At 47.0% G+C, this 19,921-nt stretch carries 20 protein-coding genes; 15 read left to right on the top strand and 5 right to left on the bottom strand.

The genetic code is table 11. The annotated features are described in order from the left end of the window. The first annotated feature begins 21 nt into the window (after nt 1-21). The 6 genes from MMG82_RS18665 to MMG82_RS18640 all read left to right on the top strand — a co-directional run bounded on the left by MMG82_RS18665 (nt 22) and on the right by MMG82_RS18640 (nt 7,283). Nucleotides 22-963: an ABC transporter ATP-binding protein gene (locus MMG82_RS18665; protein ID WP_172590988.1), complete on the top strand. Its 942-nt coding sequence runs from the start codon at nt 22-24 to the stop codon at nt 961-963. Then, nucleotides 953-2,074: an ABC transporter permease gene (locus MMG82_RS18660; RefSeq protein WP_172590974.1), complete on the top strand. Its 1,122-nt coding sequence runs from the start codon at nt 953-955 to the stop codon at nt 2,072-2,074. The genes MMG82_RS18665 and MMG82_RS18660 overlap by 11 nt, the downstream gene beginning before the upstream one ends. A 310-nt stretch (nt 2,075-2,384) precedes the next feature. Continuing rightward, nucleotides 2,385-3,671 (top strand): acetyl-CoA hydrolase/transferase C-terminal domain-containing protein, encoded by a 1,287-nt coding sequence (locus tag MMG82_RS18655; protein WP_055646966.1) that lies wholly within the window; start codon nt 2,385-2,387, stop codon nt 3,669-3,671. 338 nt (nt 3,672-4,009) lie between these two features. After that, nucleotides 4,010-4,195, top strand: a complete 186-nt coding sequence (locus MMG82_RS18650; protein WP_231570510.1) for a hypothetical protein — start codon at nt 4,010-4,012, stop codon at nt 4,193-4,195. A gap of 710 nt (nt 4,196-4,905) precedes the next feature. Then, complete coding sequence (locus tag MMG82_RS18645; protein WP_241407268.1) at nt 4,906-5,115, top strand: hypothetical protein; 210 nt, start codon at nt 4,906-4,908, stop codon at nt 5,113-5,115. A 293-nt stretch (nt 5,116-5,408) separates the two neighbouring features. Further along, nucleotides 5,409-7,283, top strand: a complete 1,875-nt coding sequence (locus MMG82_RS18640) for a methyl-accepting chemotaxis protein (protein WP_241407267.1) — start codon at nt 5,409-5,411, stop codon at nt 7,281-7,283. 107 nt (nt 7,284-7,390) lie between these two features. Here MMG82_RS18640 and MMG82_RS18635 read toward each other — a convergent pair whose 3' ends face one another. The 3 genes from MMG82_RS18635 to MMG82_RS18625 all read right to left on the bottom strand — a co-directional run bounded on the left by MMG82_RS18635 (nt 7,391) and on the right by MMG82_RS18625 (nt 9,122). Beyond that, nucleotides 7,391-7,879, bottom strand: a complete 489-nt coding sequence (locus MMG82_RS18635; RefSeq protein ID WP_241407266.1) for a hypothetical protein — start codon at nt 7,877-7,879, stop codon at nt 7,391-7,393. A gap of 73 nt (nt 7,880-7,952) precedes the next feature. Next, complete coding sequence (locus MMG82_RS18630; protein WP_037429883.1) at nt 7,953-8,501, bottom strand: DUF1415 domain-containing protein; 549 nt, start codon at nt 8,499-8,501, stop codon at nt 7,953-7,955. 27 nt (nt 8,502-8,528) lie between these two features. Then, nucleotides 8,529-9,122 carry a LysE family translocator gene (locus MMG82_RS18625; protein ID WP_011623319.1) on the bottom strand — a complete coding sequence of 198 codons (594 nt, stop codon included), beginning with the start codon at nt 9,120-9,122 and terminating at the stop codon, nt 8,529-8,531. 317 nt (nt 9,123-9,439) lie between these two features. On the opposite strand from MMG82_RS18625, the gene MMG82_RS18620 reads away from it, so the two are divergent. From MMG82_RS18620 to MMG82_RS18610, 3 genes are all read left to right on the top strand, one after another. Further along, nucleotides 9,440-10,045 (top strand): DUF4136 domain-containing protein, encoded by a 606-nt coding sequence (locus tag MMG82_RS18620; RefSeq protein WP_037416929.1) that lies wholly within the window; start codon nt 9,440-9,442, stop codon nt 10,043-10,045. Nucleotides 10,046-10,245: 200 nt separating this feature from the next. Further along, a complete protein-coding gene (locus tag MMG82_RS18615; RefSeq protein WP_241407265.1) occupies nt 10,246-10,479 on the top strand; it encodes a hypothetical protein in 234 nt (77 codons plus the stop codon). A gap of 29 nt (nt 10,480-10,508) precedes the next feature. After that, nucleotides 10,509-10,652 (top strand): hypothetical protein, encoded by a 144-nt coding sequence (locus MMG82_RS18610; RefSeq protein WP_231570514.1) that lies wholly within the window; start codon nt 10,509-10,511, stop codon nt 10,650-10,652. Between the two features lie 84 nt (nt 10,653-10,736). Here the strand turns inward: MMG82_RS18610 and MMG82_RS18605 are convergent, their stop codons facing one another. Continuing rightward, a complete protein-coding gene (locus tag MMG82_RS18605) occupies nt 10,737-11,561 on the bottom strand; it encodes a DUF2797 domain-containing protein (protein WP_172587479.1) in 825 nt (274 codons plus the stop codon). 290 nt (nt 11,562-11,851) lie between these two features. Between MMG82_RS18605 and MMG82_RS18600 the strand changes: the two genes are divergently transcribed. Next, a complete protein-coding gene (locus MMG82_RS18600) occupies nt 11,852-12,739 on the top strand; it encodes a DMT family transporter (RefSeq protein ID WP_047538987.1) in 888 nt (295 codons plus the stop codon). 60 nt (nt 12,740-12,799) lie between these two features. Here the strand turns inward: MMG82_RS18600 and MMG82_RS18595 are convergent, their stop codons facing one another. Continuing rightward, nucleotides 12,800-13,300, bottom strand: a complete 501-nt coding sequence (locus MMG82_RS18595) for an ACT domain-containing protein (protein WP_037416937.1) — start codon at nt 13,298-13,300, stop codon at nt 12,800-12,802. A gap of 199 nt (nt 13,301-13,499) precedes the next feature. Here MMG82_RS18595 and MMG82_RS18590 point away from each other — a divergent pair, with 199 nt between their 5' ends. From MMG82_RS18590 to MMG82_RS18570, 5 genes are all read left to right on the top strand, one after another. Continuing rightward, nucleotides 13,500-15,758 (top strand): ABC transporter permease subunit, encoded by a 2,259-nt coding sequence (locus MMG82_RS18590; RefSeq protein ID WP_241407264.1) that lies wholly within the window; start codon nt 13,500-13,502, stop codon nt 15,756-15,758. 59 nt (nt 15,759-15,817) lie between these two features. Then, nucleotides 15,818-17,476 (top strand): phosphate ABC transporter permease PstA, encoded by a 1,659-nt coding sequence (gene pstA / locus MMG82_RS18585; RefSeq protein WP_037416941.1) that lies wholly within the window; start codon nt 15,818-15,820, stop codon nt 17,474-17,476. A gap of 33 nt (nt 17,477-17,509) precedes the next feature. Continuing rightward, on the top strand, nt 17,510-18,328 hold the full coding sequence (gene pstB, locus MMG82_RS18580) for a phosphate ABC transporter ATP-binding protein PstB (RefSeq protein WP_037416943.1): 819 nt from the start codon (nt 17,510-17,512) through the stop codon (nt 18,326-18,328). Nucleotides 18,329-18,456: 128 nt separating this feature from the next. Continuing rightward, nucleotides 18,457-19,167 carry a phosphate signaling complex protein PhoU gene (gene phoU / locus MMG82_RS18575; protein WP_037429875.1) on the top strand — a complete coding sequence of 237 codons (711 nt, stop codon included), beginning with the start codon at nt 18,457-18,459 and terminating at the stop codon, nt 19,165-19,167. Nucleotides 19,168-19,711: 544 nt separating this feature from the next. Beyond that, a partial coding sequence (locus tag MMG82_RS18570) for a hypothetical protein (RefSeq protein ID WP_241407263.1) occupies nt 19,712-19,921 on the top strand: 210 nt, incomplete at its 3' end.

Below are 19,921 nucleotides of genomic sequence, written 5' to 3'. Positions count from 1 at the left end.
TTTGCTATCGAAACCCGTGGTATGACCCGCGCCTTTGGCGGCATCAATGCGGTAGAAAATCTCGATTTGGCGATCCCTAAGGGCACGATTTATGGGTTTTTAGGCCCCAATGGCTGTGGTAAATCGACCTCCATTCGGATGTTGACTGGGCTGCTTAGCCCGACCTCGGGGGATATTCGGGTGCTGGGCGAAACCTTGCCCGGCGCCGAGGAAAAACTGCGCCGCCGCATTGGCTATATGACGCAAAAATTCTCCCTCTACGACAATTTGTCGGTGCGGGAAAACCTGGAGTTTGTGGCACAAATTTATGGGCTGAATCGTCGCCAAACCAAGGCGCGTTTAGCCGAGTTATTAAGCCTGTACGATTTGGCTGGGCGCGAGAAGCAAATGGCGGGCTCCATGAGTGGCGGGCAAAAGCAACGTTTAGCCTTAGCCGCAGCGACCTTACATCACCCTGAGCTGTTATTTCTCGATGAGCCGACGTCGGCGGTGGACCCTGAAAATCGCCGCGAGTTTTGGGAACGGCTGTTCGATCTCTGTGCTCAAGGCACCACGATTTTAGTCTCGACCCACTATATGGATGAGGCCGAGCGTTGTCATGGTCTGGCGATTTTAGAGCGTGGGATAAAACGTGCCGACGGCTCGCCACAACAATTAATGGCCGCCATGGGCGCGCGGGTGATTGAAGTGTCGGGGGATGATTTACGCACACTAAAACAATCACTCATAAGCGACGTTAACGTGTTATCGGCGGCGCAGATTGGTAGCCGTTTACGGGTATTAGTGCAAAGTTCGATTGCAGATCCGCTGGCTTGGTTAAGCCCAAGGGTTGCTGGGCGGGCACTGACTGAAGTGCGCCCAAGCCTTGAGGATGTGTTTGTGACTTGCACGGGTGGACGTGCCCAACTAACGCCGCCAAACGGCAGTCAGGCCACGACAGTGGAGGCTCAAGATGCTAGGTAGAATTTGGGCCGTAGTGGTCAAAGAACTCAGGCAGTTATCGCGGGATCGCATGACCTTCGGCATGATAGTGATGATCCCCTTAGTGCAGTTGATGCTGTTTGGGTATGCTATCAATACCGATGCGCGTCATTTGCCCGCAGGTTTAGTCAATTTAAGTGACTCCGCCTATAGCCGTGCTTTAGTCAAGGCGGTAGAAGCGACCCAAGTCGTTGATTTTAAAGATCGCTATTTGAGTGTCAACGAGGCGGAAGCAGCGATCACCCGCGGCGAAGTGAAAGCCGTGCTGTATTTAGGTGCCGATCTTGACGAGCGTTTAGTACGGCATCCGGCGTTTGCAGGGCAGACCTATTTTGCCGAGCCTGTCGGTCAATGGTTGGTGGATGGCTCGGATACTGTGGTCGCCTCCACCATTCGCAGTTTAAGACAAATGCCGCTGGATGAAATTGCGGGCAGGGCGGTCAAATCCAATCCCCCCAGTTTTGAGGTGGTGCAGTATTTTAACCCTGAGCAGCGATCTGTGGTGAATATCGTCCCCGGCCTCTTAGGGGTCATTTTGACTATGACCATGGTGATGTTTACCTCGGCCGCGATTGTGCGCGAACGCGAGCAGGGCAATATGGAGTTTTTAATCACCACGCCGGTGAGGCCGCTTGAGCTAATGCTAGGTAAAATAACCCCTTATGTGTTAGTCGGCTTTGTGCAATTGGCGATTATTCTTACCGCTGGGTATTTGCTGTTTGCTGTGCCGATTCGCGGCGGTTTGGACTCGATTGCGCTGGCGGCCATGTTGTTTATCTGCGCCAGTTTGACCTTAGGCCTAGTGATTTCGACCATCGCGAAAACCCAGTTACAGTCGATGCAAATGACGGTGTTTATCCTGCTGCCATCGATTTTGTTGTCGGGTTTTATGTTCCCCTACGAGGCCATGCCCGTAGCGGCGCAGTGGATTGCCGAGGCGTTACCCGCGACGCACTTTATGCGTATGTCCCGCGCGATTGTGCTGAGGGATGCCCAGGTGAGTGACTTGCAATTTGATGCCTTGTGGATGATTGGTTTTACCTGCTTGGGGCTGCTGGTGGCAAGCCTGCGCTTTTCCAAACGTTTGGATTAAGGGGCTGACTCACGCTTTAGGCGCGAGTTTTGATTTAACGCAAATTATGCGTAAAGATTTGGACTAAGTAGTTGAAATGGATGTTAGTTACTTTAGAACTCGCTTACACTGCTGCTAACAAAATGTTCCTTTTATGTGATGGCTTAGTGTGTCCCTTCGCGCGATTTATGCAGACCGATTTGTGTAAATCGATACCTGAGGTTATCAGCTCAGTGAATGTGAAGGCCTATTCGGCTGAGCAGCGCGATGCGTATCAACGTTACATCATACGCAAAAGGAATAGAGATTTAGCTTAGCGAAGGAATTCTGTATGCCTGCGATTGTGTGTCAAAGTGCCCTCGAAGCGGTTTCACTGATCCAAAGTGGCGAAACCCTGTGGACCCATTCCATGGGCGCAACTCCAAAAGTCTTATTAGATGCGCTGGCAAAACATGCGCTCACCCTTGAAAATCTCACTTTATTACAGTTACATACCGAAGGTGCTGAATCCTTAAGTCATCCCGATTTACGTGGGCATTTACGCCATCGCTGTTTTTTCGGTGGGGTGCCTACAAGGCCATTATTACAAAGTGGCGATGCCGATTATGTGCCGATTTTCCTCTCTGAAGTGCCTAAACTGTTCCGCTCCGGCGAGCAAAAAATCGATACCGCGATTATCCAAGTGTCGCCACCCGATAAACATGGCATGTGTTCCTTAGGAATTTCGGTGGAGGCCACTTTAGCCGCCTGCCAAGTGGCGGGTAAAATCATTGCCCATATTAATCCACAAATGCCCCGCACCCACGGCGATGGTTTTATTCATATCGACCGTTTTGCCGCCGTGTATGAGCAAAGCGCCAGTTTACCCATTCATTCGTTTGCCACTGGCGATGCTGTGAGTCTGGCGATAGGGAAAAATGTGGCTGAATTAGTCCGTGATGGTGATTGTTTGCAGATGGGCATTGGCGCGATTCCCGATGCGGTATTGTCCTGCCTGACCGAGCACAAAGACTTAGGCGTGCATACCGAGTTATTTTCCGACGGGATTTTGCAATTAGTTGAAAAGGGCGTGATTAACAACAGTAAAAAGCGCTTTTACCCCGGAAAACTGGTTACAGGTTTTGCCTTAGGTAGCCAGAAGTTATATGACTATGTGGATGATAATCCTGCGGTTATCTTTATGGATATCGAGCAGGTGAACGACACGTCTATTATCCGTAAAAACCCCAATGTAATGGCGATTAACTCGGCGCTGCAGGTCGATCTCACTGGGCAAGTGTGTGCCGATTCCATTGGCACTAAGATTTATTCGGGCGTGGGTGGCCAGATGGACTTTATCCGCGGCGCAGGGCTGTCCGAAGGTGGCCGCTCTGTGATTGCGCTGCCAAGTACTGCGGCGGGAGGTCGAGTTTCTCGCATCGCTAGCGTGTTATCTCCTGGGGCGGGGGTGGTAACTACCCGCGCCCATGTTCATTACATAGTGACCGAATATGGCGCGGCGAATCTTCGTGGCCGCTCGCTACGTGAACGGGCACAGGCCTTGATTAATATCGCCCATCCGGATTTTCGTGAGCAACTTTGCCGCGATGCCTTTGAAGTGTGGGGATTAAGTCTGTAGCTTTATCAATCCGTTACTCCTGAGTGCCGAGTTTGCGACTCCGTAGGCTCGGTACGCGGCTAAGCGCCAGCTATTATTCCGATTGTGGGATATTCGACACCCTCAATGTTTTGCCATGCCCAGGCGATTTAATCTGGTCAGTATGAATCGAATGGTTAAAAATCATTTTTAACTATTTGATAGTTAAGGTCATTAATGGCTTAATGACAGGAAGTTTGTCAATGTTGTACACCTTAGAGGAGACGACCTCACTCTAACAAAGTTTTGTTAAGGCCCTCCAAGACAATCTCTATCCGGCCGAGTTTTATCAACTGCTTAGCCAACCAATACTCTTTATCTTGAGTGAGAGTAGCACTGGGGCGCCCGAGGCGGGTGAAGGTGCGATGGCTATCGGCATCACCCAGTGGTATGTCCCCCTCGAGGATGGCTGTGATCATTCTTTTATGCCGATTTTCACATCTCAAACCGCCGTTGATAAGGCCATCGAATTGATGAAGAGCGAAGGCACTGAGCACCATGGGTGATGACGCTCGATGCAGAGACGCTGTTCCAAGTGCTGCTGCAATCGGGAAGCGATATGGCGCTGAACCCTAACAGCAATATGTCGAAATCCTCAGATGCACACGAAGTGCGCTTGATGTTGTCATCGCTGCTCGAGTTGGCTGAACACCTGGGGCGCTCTCGTTATTTGGCTATATCAAGCTCCATGAGTATCTCCATTTCGCGCAGATCAAAGGGTTACTGTCGAACTATAAAGCCGTCGTGAAAGCTTATCTGCTGGAGTCTTTACGCTTGGATTTTATGAGAAGTACGTCGGACCACGCCTTAAGCCCTGTCATCCATTTACGCGCTAAAAACTCAGAGGATATTAATCGTATCCGCGGGATGTGAAATTGCTTGAGCGTCAACTGAAGCGGGGCAGCTGGCCTATTAAGGTACACCATTTACATAGCAACAGCGTTGAGTCTATCACTACATTTTGCCAAGCCAAGAGTGTGCATTTTTACTGTCGCTCACTGCTGACGAGTATCAAAGGTTGGTTTAAGTGAGGTGTTTTAGGGATAAGAGCGTGGGGTTATCTCTTTGTGTGATGAACGTTCGGACTGCTTAGCAAATAAATCGACCTTAAAAGGCGTAAATCAGTCAATGGATGACATTGAATTAACCGCATATTTAACTCAGCGAGTGTTATCAATAGCTTAAGTTCAATACGGGTGACAGGGAGTATCAATGTGTGAGGACGCTTTATGTGCTTTCAGAGGACGAGTTGCAAGCGATTCAACAGCGCTTACCCGAGGATGACTTTAGCGAGTGGGAAGCCATAGTGGGGCAAATACGTTCGATATTTTCTGAATGCCTACAGCTGTTTACTCAGACTGAAGTGTATCAAGCGATACCTAAGACCGATGACTTTATTGCTTTTAGTATCGACAATGATGAATAACTGCCAGATATTTTGTCGCCATTAGTCTTGTTGTGATGATGTAAAATATTGTTTTAATAAGTATATTTATCTTTTTAATCGAATGCAGTTGCTCTCTACGATTTCTCTTTCTTCTGACTTCCACAATATACTCTCGATTTAAATGTTATACATATAATGTATTTTACCGATTGGTTAACTAGGTCAATAAACGGCCATGGAAAAATTATTACAATTGCATTGGATTTGTTTACTCATCTTTAAAATTGATACGGGGTATTTAAATGGAAGGTTTGCGCCGCCTGCTAGGAAACATGACAGTAACCAATAAGTTAAGGCTTGGTTTTGGGATCTTGTTATTGCTGATATTTATTGTAGCAGCGGCTGGATACAGGGGACTTACCTCAATCGATATCAGTAGTCGTCGGTTAGAGTTTATTGCCAATGTCGATAAAACCTTGCTTGCGGCCAAGGCCGTGCGATTAGAATTTATCGCAAATGGCGATTTAACAAAATTAGATGAACTCCAGAGCTTAATTGAAAATACAAAAAGTGGTTTACAGCAACAATTGTCAGAGTATAGCGATGCCTACGATAGACGGTATCTTCAAGAATCATTAGTGGCGATGGAACGGTATCATCAATCAATAAATCAGTTTAGTGATGTGTTTAAGCATAAACAGGCATTAAAAGTCACAGGTGCCCAAGTGGGAGCAAAGTTGGTTGCCACTTATGCGGAATTGGTCGATAGAATGACCAACAAGGCTCAAGCGACCCAAAATACTGAATTATTAAAAGATGCCTTAAGTGTTAGCCAGCAAATGACCATGTTACGTTATCACATTCGAGGCTATGTCTATGATGCTAGTGATCTTAATTTAAAAACGGCAAAAGATGCCATTGCCAGATTATCTCAGACTATTGCCACTCTTAAGGGGGAAGATACTGCGCAAGCCATACAGATACTGGATCGGTATGACCAAGATATTGATGCGTTGGTCAATGTTAACCGTGATATGGCTAACCTAACACAGTCGATGGGCGAGGCTGCACAAACATTGATGGTGAATATTCGTGAATTAGTTGACATCCAAAAGCATCAGCGGGCAGACGCGGATGCTCAAGCCAAGGAGGTGGTACTTGGTACATTAATTGTTGCCTTGGTCGTCGGTCCCTTACTGGCTTGGTTAATCAGTGGACAAATTGTTGGGCCACTTAAACAAACCCTTGTTACAGCAAGAAAAATTGCCGAAGGTGATTTAAGTAGCACTATTCACTCAGAGCGTCAGGATGAGATGGGAGAACTATTGCGTGCCATGGATGAAATGAATAGCACCCTTAGGCAAATGTTGGCACAAATAGGTGATAGCGTGGTGCAGTTGGCTTCATCGGCTGAGGTGCTTTCTTCGGTCACAGTACAAAATAGTGTGGGGATGCAAAATCAGCGTAGTGAAACTGACCAAGTCGCTACCGCGATTAATGAAATGGCTGCGACAGTACAAGAGGTCTCAACGAGTGCTGAAAATGTTGCATTAGCCGCTAAAGAGGCGGATCACACCACTGCGGTAGGTAATAAAAAAGTTATCGAAGCGGTCAGCCAAATCGAACTTTTAGCCAAGGAAATAGCGACCACTGCACATGCAATGGAGCGCTTACAATCGGAAAGTGACAGTATTGGTGCCGTCCTTGATGTGATCAAATCGGTTGCACAGCAGACTAATTTACTCGCACTAAATGCGGCCATTGAAGCTGCAAGGGCTGGTGAGGCGGGACGGGGATTTGCAGTGGTGGCCGATGAAGTGCGAAGCCTTGCGAGCCGCACACAATCCTCTACCGAAGAAATTGAAAATATGATTGTTAACTTGCAAAAAGGGACATTGGAGTCGGTACAAATGATGACCAAAAGCCGAACATTGAGTGATGGCGCAGTGTCATTATCCCGCGAAGCCGGTGAGATGTTAGTGGATATTGCCGTTGCGGTTAGCCGTATTCAGGATATGACACATCAAATCGCTGCAGCCTCGGAAGAACAAAGCGCGGTGGCAGAAGATATTAATAAAAGTATCGTGAGAGTGAGGGATATTGCCGAACAAACCGCTGATGGCGCAGCAGAAACAGCAAGCTCCGCCGATAATCTTGCTAGCCTTGGCGTTACGCTAAAAGGATTAGTAACACGTTTTCAGTTATAGGTTCGACTGATCTTATTCATGAGTATTACTGACTATGACAAACAGGCCGTAGATATCCTTAATGTGATGATTTATATCATTTAAATTTCTACGGCCTACTTCTTATGTTAGTAGGCCATAATTTCTAGTTGCTCGACGATCTGGTAGCCTTGCTCAAGCCCTACATGATTCACAATCTTCGCTTTAATTAACTCAACATAGTTTGGCTGGATATTGTCGTCATCATCAAAAAGAGCGTCGCCTGCGTCGGAGATTAGTGCTGCTAAGGCATTAAAACAGCGAGACATTTGGGCTAAATCGGTAAAAAGAAGGTTGGGCTTCCAACCACATGCGCCATGGCGAGCGAAAAGAATGTGTTCATCCTTTAAATGATAAATTAAGGGATCGCCATAGGAGCTTGCCAGTACTAGCCAATTATCATCCCAAGTAGGCTCCCGCGCTTGGGTGATACCATGCCAGCGATAACCCATTTGAAAATCGATGAGGTCTTCAAATCTTGGAAATTCAAATAGGGCAAAACCGATGTCGAGTTGGCGTGAGTCTGGTATCTCTGTGCTAAAAAAGGGCTTTAATGTTGCTGGGATAATCAAGTCCATCGTGATTACATTCCGTTGTCGTAAGCAATGAGCAGATTGCGATGCGGCGCATGTGCTATTCGCCGTGATTAAGCTATTTCCCCATGCACTCTGCGAGTAATTTAATAAAAAACTCGCTGCCCTTACGCTCACAAAATTGAATATTGCGCTCGGGGATGGACTCGGGGTCATTGTAGTTAGCAAGGGCTAACTCCATACTGGCCTCACGAATAATATGCAGGGTTGGGTAGGGGGCGCGGTTGGTAAAATTGGCGGCCGAGTCCTGTGGTTCATCCTCAAAACAATAGTCGGGATGAAAATGCGCGAGCTGATAAACGCCTTCATAGTCGTTGTCGAATAAGGCGTCGTTCGCCATATCGACGAGATCGAGGTAAGTGTAAAAGCCCTCAAATCCCCGCGGCAGAATAAACAGTGAGGTTTCGTGCTCTGGGTGCGCATCCAGGTATTGGCATTCTTCAATCAATGCCTTAAGCACTAGCTTGACTTTGGTTTGTTCAACAACAAGATAGCGAATACTGCCGCGCTCGACCTCACGTCTGGCGAAGGGGCAAATATTGTATTTCATGATCACTTTTTTCACCCAGTTATCGGTTTGTTGAGTGATCAGTTCTATCTCATTCATGTTAGTGCTTAACTCTTACGGCCAAAATTAGGGGGCGATCATAGGGATGATAGACGCCACAAGCAAGATGGCCATAGTGATATTAAAGATCTTCTGCTGGCGTTCGTTTTTCAAAATACGTTTAAGCGCCACACCAAACCCAAGCCAGACCACGGCACAGGGAAAAGCCACACATAAAAACACTGTGGCAATAGTAACCACTTGAGGTGTGAGATCCTGTTGTACTGAGGTAAAAGTGGCAATCGCGCCCACGGCCATAATCCAGCCTTTAGGATTAACCCATTGAAATGCCGCGGCTTGCAGAAAACTAAAAGGTTTAGCGATGCTCTTGCCCTCCATCTTGCTACTGCTATTGGCTATCAACCATGACAGGTACAGAAGGTATACAATCCCAATGACTTTAATCACTTGGTGGATAATCGGGTAGGCTTGAAATAGGGCGCTTAAGCCTAGGCCGATGGCGAGGATCATGGTAGGAAAGCCAAGGCTAATCCCCATCAGATGCGGAATACTGCGTTTAACGCCAAAGTTGACCCCTGAGGTCATCAGCATAATATTGTTAGGCCCAGGAGTGATCCCCGATGAAAAGGCAAACAATGCGATAGCCAGTATTAACTCCATAGATAAATTCCACACCTTTTATATATTGTCATTTTTGGCATTGTAATAGGGATATTACTCTCGAATTTAAGCGCCGAGGTATTACTATCACTGACGTTGAGCGAGGCATTCTAGCGGGTAAATTGAATCGCGCCTATACGCTGTACGGGCTTTATAAAGTAACAAATCATAACTATGTGGTGCACACTAAGGTTTCTGAGCAATATAAGTGCCGCGGTTGCCGAACGTTGCAATTTAACACTATGATGAATATCGACTTTCAGTCTGAGAAATAGCAACTATCCTTAAGCTGTAAAAATTGCCATAAGGGAAAGAGCATGTATTTACCACAAAAAATAAGACGTGTACTGACAATTGTAAGCTTGAGTTTGCTAGGTCTTACCGCCTGTGTAAGTGTGAACGATGATTCGCAAGCGCTACGAACTACTGTCGTAACTTCGGGGGATTTGAGTCAATTACCGCCGAGCGCCATGACCTATAGTTGGCATCCCACACTACAGAAGATCTTTGTTGACCGCAGGCTCGATCAACAACAAGTCTTACAACATATGCAGGACACACTTAAAAAAGTGCTGCTGACAAAAGGTTATCGCTGGGTTGAAGACCCGCAACTGGCGGACTTTCAAGTGGGGTTCGGCATCGCCATGGGCACACAAATGTCGGATGAGCAGATACTTGCCGCCGCAGGCTTAGTGCCTGGCCTGTCGAATCAAGGTGTTGATCTTAAAAAATACGATAAAGGCTCAGTGTTGATTAGCTTTTTTAAGCCAACGGGCATTGCGGGTCAGCCTTATGAGATGGTATGGCGAGTTCTTGGCCAAGGCTTTGCCAATATTAAGGATATGGACGAAGTCAAAGCCCGCTTCGATGGCTCAATCGAGGAAATGCTACTATCGCTGCCCGCCACCCATGCGGTGCAATAGGGCGGATATTTTGGCGCAGTAATCAGTACAGTCTTAAGGTGAGTCAGATGCTCGCCTAAAGAGCTCGCTGGAACACGAGTTTAGGATGTCGCAATGATAGACTAGACAATTCAGTTAGCTATTTACTTACCTATCTACAGATGACAGGTATTTTTACCGGACTAGGATGTACGTCCGCAGAGGACTTATAAAGGGAGATTATGATGGCACAAAGTATCTTTGTTAATTTGGCGGTTGAAAGTGTTCAACAATCAAGGGCTTTTTACGCTGGTCTAGGGTTTGGCATCAATGATCAATACAGCAATGAGCAGGCTGCTTGCGTGGTGATCGCGGACAATATTTATGTGATGCTGCTGGCGAAGCCTTTTTTTGCTGGTTTTACCGATAAGGTGATTGCCGATGCCATGCCACGACAGAGGTACTCAATTGCCTAGACTGTGACAGTCGAGAACGTGTCGACCAATTGGTAAAACTTGCTGAACTGCATGGTGGCAAAGCCTATCGTCAAGCTCAAGCTCAAGATCAAGGGTTTATGTACGGCCATGCGTTCGAAGATCCCGATGGACATATTTGGGAACTTGTCTATATGGAAGCGCAAGTTAGTTAGTACATTGCCTTTCAAGCCAAGCGTTGCTAAGCCAAGAATAGCGCGCGTTGTGTAGGGCTTCGCCTTAGCACAACGCGGCGCAAGCTAGTTGCTTAAGGATACACTCACTTCATAGGCGGTGAATTTGCGGATATTAATCACGCCCGTATCGAACAGTAAATATTGGCCTTTGATGCCCTGTAAAATTCCGCTGACCACGGCGTCTTTATCAAAATTGTGTGAGCTGATTTTTTTGGGGAAAACTTCAATCGGATAATGAATGGTTTGAATGTCTTCCTGCAATCGCTCGATGCTGTAATCGCCTTTTTGCATAGCGATTTCATGCAGTTTAGCTTCGATGTGAGGGATCAGTTCCGCAGCCTTAGCGTTCAAATCGATATCATCGGCATGGCCCTTTAACATGGCTTGCCAGTGCGTTTTATCGTTGATGAGCTTGGCTAATTCCACTTCTACTAAACCCGAGATTTGTCGTGTCGACACTTTGAAAATCGGTAAACCTTGGGTGGCGCCTTGATCTATCCAGCGGGTGGGCAATTGTGTGTGGCGGGTGATGCCGACCTTAATGCCTGAAGTATTGGATAGATAAACATAATGCGGCACAAAACAATGGCTTTGCGCCCACTCTGGCTCCCGGCAAGTACCTTGGTCAAAGTGACAGGTTTCGGGCTTCATGATGCACATATCGCAACTGGCGAGCTTTTGCATACACACAAAGCAATGGCCTTGCGAATAGCTTTTTTTGGTCTTGTTGCCACAGTTACAGCAGAAGATGTTACCCGTGTGGGTAAGTGTCAGTGGCTTGCCAATTAAGGGATTCAGTGGCAGCAACTCGTCGCCAACAACCAGTTGATACTGTACTTGTTGCGCCTCATCTAAGTGTGCGCGCAGCTTTTTTAGCGTTCCTAACATAGGTGTTCCTAGTTTTTATTGTGTCACTGGGTTGGGCAAGGCTTCCCAGCGCACTTATGCATTCGTCATTGCTTGGTGTGCAGTATACAAGATTATCTAGTCGAGTTTAGATAGGAATTTTCGATTGATACCCCAACTTGATTTAAATGTACGGCGGTTAACGGGGGTCAATGAACTGTCAATTAACTTGTGGTGAGTGCGTCAGTTTGTTATTCACTTGTAGGTTATTTTGGACAAGCGTCCAGCATCTCGGTAATCTTGTCATCCTTTTTAATCATTGAGACAGTATCTTGCCTGCCAATTTTTTACTCTTGTTAGCCGCTGCCATTTGGGGCTTTGGTTTTGTCGCGCAAACCTTAGGAATGGAGCATTTATCGCCCTTTGCATTCAACGGGCTACGTTTCTTAATTGGTACGCTGTCACTCGTTCCACTGGTGTGGTACTTGGCTCGGCAAGGTAAAATTCATCTCGGTACACCCAAAGATTTTGCCATTGGCTGCGTGGCGGTAGGCGGATTGCTGTTTGCAGGCGCCTCATTGCAACAGGTGGGGCTGCTGTATACTACCGCGGCCAATGCGGGTTTTATCACTGGGCTTTATATTGTGTTAGTGCCGATTTTGGGGCTGGCGCTGAAACATGCTACTGGCGCAAATACATGGTTGGGGTGTGCCGTTGCATTAGTGGGGTTATATTTTTTAAGTATTAAAGACGGCTTTCACATTGGTTATGGCGATATGCTGCAATTGATTGGCGCACTGTTTTGGGCGATGCACATTTTGGCGGTAGATCATTTTGCCAAGCGGATTTCGCCAGTGTTACTCGCCATGATGCAATTTTTGGTGTGCGGCGTATTAAGCCTGCTGGTGTCTGCGGCCATTGAGGTTACGACAGTCGATAAAGTGATTGCCGCCTGGGGCTCACTGGCCTATGCGGGGCTGATTTCAGTGGGTATTGCCTATACTTTGCAGGTGCTAGCGCAAAAGCATGCGCATCCTGCCCACGCGGCAATTATTTTGAGTTTAGAAACTGTGTTTGCGGCCATCGGCGGTATTTTATTCCTTGGGGAGAGCTTAGGGCTGCGCGCCTTGGTTGGCTGCGGTTTGATGCTGCTCGGTATGCTGATTTCTCAAGTGCCGCTGCGTTATTTGATTAAGTCTCGGCACCAGAACGTTAGCTAAGTCTCTATAAAAAACGCCGCTGGCAGTGCCCGCGGCGTTTTTTGTTAAAAGTGTTGAAACCTAACGGCTGAGTTTATCCAGCACTAAGTCATCACCGAGGGCGTAGAGGGATTGCATTAGTTGCTCCTCTTGAGCAAGGTCGGTCAAGCCTAAACCTATGGTGGCGCGAAAGAGGGCGATGCCAGTATGGCCAGCGGTTTCAAATTGACTGCTAAATTGCTCGATATTGATACCAAGCGCAGTGATCCGATTGGAGATATCCAGCACTAATCCGGGTCTGTCGTAGGACACTAAACTGTAGGTCAGCCGCTTTATGGGTTTGAGGGCGACTGAGGTTTTAGCATAGGTGAGGGTGAGCCCGTCGATACACTCTAAGGCTTCAATCAGTTCGTCCATTTTCAGGGAAGGCACTTCGAGTAACAAAATGGCGGCAAAAATCCCGTCGATATGGCGCAATTCTGAGTCGAGCCAATTGCCGCCATGGCGACTCACGGCGTGGGCGATTTGCTCTACTAATCCTTTTCTATCAGGTGCTTGAAGCGTGATTAAATATCGTAGCATGGCGACTGACTCCTATTTTTTGTAAAAGGCACCTGTTTTACAACGGGGTGTAACACAACTGTCATCTTTGCGTCATATAATTCAACGCACTTAGAATGAAGGGTGTTGTTATTGCTCAGTTTATGCTCAAACAGTGTAAGCATAGCATTTCGCAATTCCTAGCGAAAAAACTCACAGGCTTTAATAATAGAGGTTCTTAATGGAAAGTCAGGTCATTCAACCTGGTTCTGCGCCGCACAGTATGCTGAAAGGCGGACGTTCAAGTCGCAGGGCATTTAAGGATAAAGCGGCTCAAATTGGGGTCACGATTGGCGGCACTATGGTGTTTGTCGCCTTATTGTTGATCTTCTTCTATTTGTTATACGTGATTAAACCCATTTTCGACAGCGCGGATGTGACTCCAGTAAAAAGCGTGAGTTATCAACATGCTGAAGTCGCGACCCTGATGGTCGGTGCTGATGAGCAAAATGAGGTAATGTATCGCGTAGCAGCCGATGGCCAAGTGGATTTCTACACTGTTGCCGATGGCAGCTTACTCTCCAGTTTTACCCCGCCATTACCTGCTGGTGTGAGCGTGACCAGCGCCGCGATTGCTGCGCCGAGTGAGCAACGTTTTGCCCTAGGTTTGAGTAACGGCCAAGCCCTAATCGTGGGCATTGAGTTTGGGTTAAGCTATCCCAATAATAAACGTCTTATCACGCCAAAACTGCGTTATAGCGCAGGTGAAACGCCGATCACGATTGATGAATCTGGTAGTGCTATCAACCATTTAGCCTTTAGTTTCAGTAGCGATAAAATCACCTTTGCCTACCAAGATAATAATGGCATTTGGCGTTTAAGCCGTCTTGAAGGTCAAGAAAACATGATGACCGAAGAGATTGAGTGGACAACGACGAGTGCACTGCTCCCAGATGCCCCTAAAAAGGCGGCGCACCAATTAATGACCCCTGATCAACGCCAACTGATGTTGCAGATGGGCAATAAAGTGTTTGTTTACAATATTCGTGACATTGAAAATATCGATTTAATTCAAGTTATTGATGCCGAAAAGGACAAGTCTAAGGTTAATAATATTGCCTTGCTTGCAGGTGCTAGCTCGATTTTAGTGAGTTATGACAGCGGTGTGGTGACCCAGTACTTTCAAGTAAATGGTCCAAAAGGCCGTTTATATAAAGAAATTCGTGAGTTTTCGGGCTTACCACCTGTTGCCTCTATGGCTTCTGAGTTTTACCGTAAAAGCTTTGCTGTGGTGAGCCCCGAAGGTGAGCTATCACTGCTTTACACCACTAGTGAGCGTGAACTGTTTGATAAAACCTTTGACCTTAAAAATCCGGGAGCCATGGGGTTTAGCCCACGTTCAAATGGCTTAGTCGTCGAAGCGAACAACAAGCTAAATATTTTCAACGTCGAAAACGCTCATCCCGAGGTATCTTGGAGCGCGTTGTGGAATAAGGTGTGGTACGAAGGTTACCCTGAGCCAAAATTTGTGTGGCAATCCACCTCGGGCAGTGATGACTTTGAAGCCAAGCTGAGCTTAATGCCATTGGCCTTTGGCACCATGAAGGCCGCATTTTACGCCATGTTATTTGCTGTACCATTAGCGATTGCAGGCGCGATTTATACCGCTTACTTTATGTCGCCTAAGGTGCGCGGCATTGTTAAGCCAACCATCGAAATCATGGAAGCTTTACCGACGGTTATCTTAGGTTTCCTCGCAGGACTTTGGTTAGCTCCGCTGATTGAAGAACACTTGCCGGGCATCTTAGTGCTGCTGATCTTGCTGCCGACCTCGATTTTGCTTTCAGCCTATTCTTGGAGCAAGTTACCCGGTAAATGGAAACAACGTTTACCTGAAGTCTATCAGGAGCTGATGCTGATCCCGGTTATCTGCTTTGTGGGTTGGTTCTCCTTTGCCATCAGTCCGATGATTGAAGTGGCATTGTTTGATGGTAACACTCGCCAATTTATCACTAACGAATTAGGCATCACCTTCGACCAACGTAACGCGCTGGTGGTGGGGATCGCCATGGGCTTTGCGGTGATCCCAACCATTTTCTCGATTGCCGAAGATGCGATTTTCTCTGTGCCTCGCCACCTGTCTAACGGCAGTTTGGCCTTGGGCGCAACGCCTTGGCAGACACTGACTCGGGTGGTCTTACTCACCGCAAGTCCGGGGATTTTCTCGGCGGTGATGATGGGCCTTGGCCGCGCTGTGGGTGAAACTATGATCGTACTGATGGCAACGGGTAACACCGCCATTATGGAATGGAGCGTGTTTGAAGGTATGCGGACATTAGCGGCTAACATTGCGGTAGAAATGCCTGAATCGGCAATTGGTAGCTCACATTATCGTGTGCTGTTCCTCGCAGCCTTTGTACTGTTCGTATTCACCTTCTTCTTTAACACCATTGCCGAAGTGGTAAGACAGCGTCTGCGTGACCGCTATAGCTCGCTGTAATGGAGATAAGATAATGATACTAAATACTATTTCGCCAATGACCTTGAGAGGTTTGTGCAATGGGTAAGTGGGTAAAATCAGGCTCGCCATGGATTTGGATGACGGGTGGCGCGGTGAGCATCAGTTTGATTGCAGTATTAGGTTTGTTACTGCTGATTGCATGGCGCGGATTAAGCTTTTTTTGGCCTGCGACGATTTATCAATGGGAACTTGAAGATAGCTCGGGTGTACGGTCAACCTTAATCGGTGAAATCTACGATAGGGAAGAAGTGCCAACCGAGCGCTTAACCGCCGCAGGCCATGTGTTTAAACAGCCACCCGGTGAGTTTGTGACCCGTTATTTAGTCAAGACCGGTAACCGTGAATTTGTGGGCCTAGATTTCCGCTGGATTTTAGCGACTGACATTATTAGCCGTAGTGAGCCAGCTGATGTCGCAATGCTTGAGCGGACGAAAAACGGTAATTTTTACGGTTACCCAGTAGCCGTGATTGAAAACGGTAAACGCTTAGAACTTAAAAACGATGCGCTTGAATCCTCCTTAATGGAGCATATTGAGCGCGCAGTCGCACTGTCTGACAAAGCCTTATCACTGCAAAAACAAGATATTGGCTCGATTAACTACAACATCGAAAAACTGCGTCTAAAAGAGCGCCGTTACGAGTTAGATGGTGAGCTGACCGATAGTCGCAAGCAGGAGTTAGCCGCGGCGAAACATTCGCTCGAACAAGACTATAAAGTACTCGAAAAACAGCTGTTTGCCCTGCGTGATGAAGCGGCTCGCGACGCTGTGATTGTACGCGATATGCGCGGTGTTGAGGTGGAACTTAAATTAGACACTGTGCTGGATGTCACCTACGTCAACCACTTAGGCTTGATGGGAAAAATCGGTAAATGGTTTGTCGGGGTTGGCCGTTTCCTGCTGGATGACCCACGCGAAGCCAACACTGAAGGGGGGGTATTCCCTGCAATTTTCGGCACAGTATTTATGGTGATCTTAATGGCCATTATTGTTACGCCATTTGGGGTGATTGCCGCGATTTACCTGCACGAATATGCCAAAAAAGGCCCAATTACTAAGATGATCCGCATTGCGGTAATCAACTTAGCGGGTGTGCCATCGATTGTGTACGGGGTGTTTGGTCTCGGGTTCTTCGTATACATGATGGGCGGCTCAATTGACCAACTGTTTTACGCCGAAGCATTACCATCACCGACCTTTGGTTCGCCAGGGGTGATTTGGTCGGCGCTGACCTTAGCGATTCTGACATTACCAGTGGTGATTGTATCGACCGAAGAAGGCTTAAGCCGTATTCCTAGCGCGGTGCGTCAAGGTAGTTTGGCACTGGGCGCGACTAAGGCCGAAACCCTATGGCGGATTGTGATCCCGATGGCAAGCCCTGCGATCATGACGGGTTTGATTTTAGCTGTGGCCCGCGCTGCTGGTGAGGTAGCACCGTTAATGCTGGTGGGTGTAGTGAAATTAGCACCGACATTGCCACTGGACTTAAACTTCCCGTTCGTGCATTTAGAACGTAAATTCATGCACTTAGGGTTCCATATTTATGATGTGGGCTTCCAGAGTCCTAACGTTGAAGCAGCACGTCCTCTGGTATACGCCACCTCCTTCTTGCTGGTAACAGTGATTGTGGCACTGAACTTAACCGCGATTAGTGTGCGTAACCACTTACGTGAAAAATATCGTTCGCTTGAGCATTAATCAGCGATTATCCTGAAAGTATTAGGACTGAATATGATTTCTATAGATTCGACAGCCATGAAAACCAATAACTTTGACTTAGCAAACTTGAGCCAGAACGATACCGCGCTGGAGATCCGCAACTTAGACCTGCGCTATGGCAATAAGCAAGCGCTATTCAATGTGTCGATGAAGATCCCAAAGAAGCAAGTTACGGCGTTTATCGGCCCCAGCGGTTGTGGTAAATCCACCTTATTGCGTTGCATTAACCGCATGAACGATCTGGTGGACAACTGCCATATCGACGGCGAGATTCTGCTGCACGGTCAAAATATTTATGACAAAAAGATCGACGTTGCTGCCCTGCGCCGCAACGTAGGTATGGTGTTCCAGCGTCCTAACCCATTCCCTAAGTCGATTTACGAAAACGTGGTTTATGGTCTGCGTCTGCAGGGCATTAACAACCGCCGTGAACTCGATGAAGCGGCGGAGCGTTCGCTACGCGGCGCGGCGATTTGGGATGAAGTGAAAGACCGCCTGCACGATAACGCCTTTGGCTTATCCGGTGGTCAGCAGCAACGTTTGGTGATTGCCCGTGCGATTGCCATTGAGCCAGAAGTATTACTGCTCGACGAACCTACTTCGGCACTCGACCCGATTTCAACCTTAACCATCGAAGAGCTGATAACCGAGCTTAAGACTAAGTACACAGTGGTTATCGTTACCCACAACATGCAACAGGCGGCGCGGGTGTCGGACCAAACGGCCTTTATGTATATGGGCGAATTGGTGGAATACGCCGATACCAACACCATTTTCACCACACCGAAAAAACGTAAGACCGAAGACTACATTACCGGCCGTTACGGTTAATCACCTTGCCCTTGGCAGTAGGTGATGTGAGTGATAAGCGATTAACGAAATAAGCCACCGCCTAGAACAGAGTTAAGCATTGCAAACTCCATCTAGGCGTTGATACAGTTGAGTAAAAGGTTGGCCAAATGGAAAATATGAATTTAAACAAACATATCTCTGGGCAATTTAACGCCGAGCTAGAAGATATTCGTAACCGTGTACTCGCTATGGGTGGCTTGGTTGAGCGTCAATTAGAGCAAGCCATCGACGCCTTAAGCACCTTAGATGCCGAATTAGCGCAAAAGGTGATCTTAGGTGACCATAAAGTCAACGGGATGGAAGTCTCGATTGACGAAGAATGTACCCGCATTATCGCCAAGCGCCAGCCCGCAGCGAGCGACTTGCGGATGATCATCGCGATTTCAAAATCGATTGCTGATCTTGAGCGTATCGGTGACGCCTGTGTGCGTATTGCCAAGGCAGCATTAGATAAGCGATTGAATAATCAGCAGCCTTTATTAGTCAGTATTGAAAATATGGGCCGCCATGCGACTCGTATGCTCCACGCCACTTTAGATGCATTAGCCCGTATGGATGCAGAGTCTGCATTGGAACTGCACAAGGAAGACGCTAAACTCGACCGTGAATATGAAGGTATTATCCGTCAATTAATGACCTACATGATGGAAGATCCACGCTCAATCCCCGATGTATTAGACGTACTCTGGGCAGCCCGTGCGGTTGAACGTGTAGGCGACCGCTGTAAAAATATCTGCGAATATATTATTTACTACGTAAAAGGCAAAGACGTTCGCCATACTTCCTACGAAGATATGGAAAAGGATATGAAGAACTAAACGCCTTTTATCACAAGGCGTTATCCACAAACGCTCTGCCTAACCGCAGAGCGTTTTTGTTTAGATGTTTAAATGTAAGAGGGCACTTGATCGTCGTTGCTGATTCTGATTGGTAGGTGAGACATAGCATTTGTTTAACGATACGGTGAATAGAAACCTAGGGTTTCTAAGATTATGAATGAGAGCAATGGTCGTTCTCATGCATCCCTGCATTGCACGACATTCAGGCGTCCTGCCTATCAGATGGCGAGCTGACAGTTATGGAAGTTGTTCAAGCAGTCCTTTGATGCTCGCCCAGTCTGATGTCAATGGATTCACAAATGCCGCAATGGCATGGATGTCCTTGCTCTAGTTGTTCAAACCATTTGAGCTAGAACGGGTTGTAGGTAACCTAAAAGTGCATTATGTTTTTGATTTAAAATTGGTGGCCGATTTATTTGGTTTACTGGTACAGGTGATGAAATATTGGGTAGCCTTGCTAAGTCAACGATAGATATGGCTGCTACACAAGCAACACTAAATGAGAATACGGAAAAACTTGAAGATGCAATTAAAGAAATTAAAGACTAAATCAAATATTGCAGGTTTATTTTTAATAATATCCATAACGGCATTTTTTTGGTTTTCATTTATTAATTCTATTTTAATTTCAAATGAAAAAATTGAAGGGGTTCTGTTTGGATATGACTGCAAAATAAATTCTAGGTTTAATAAAAAGTATGATTATGATATTTATATTGAAAATGGAGGACGT

The sequence above is a fragment of the Shewanella sp. MM_2022_3 genome (assembly GCF_022557375.1).
GTDB classification, from domain to species: domain Bacteria; phylum Pseudomonadota; class Gammaproteobacteria; order Enterobacterales; family Shewanellaceae; genus Shewanella; species Shewanella xiamenensis.
Note: the sequence above shows the minus strand (reverse complement) of the source record. Positions and strands in the feature narration are given on the sequence as shown.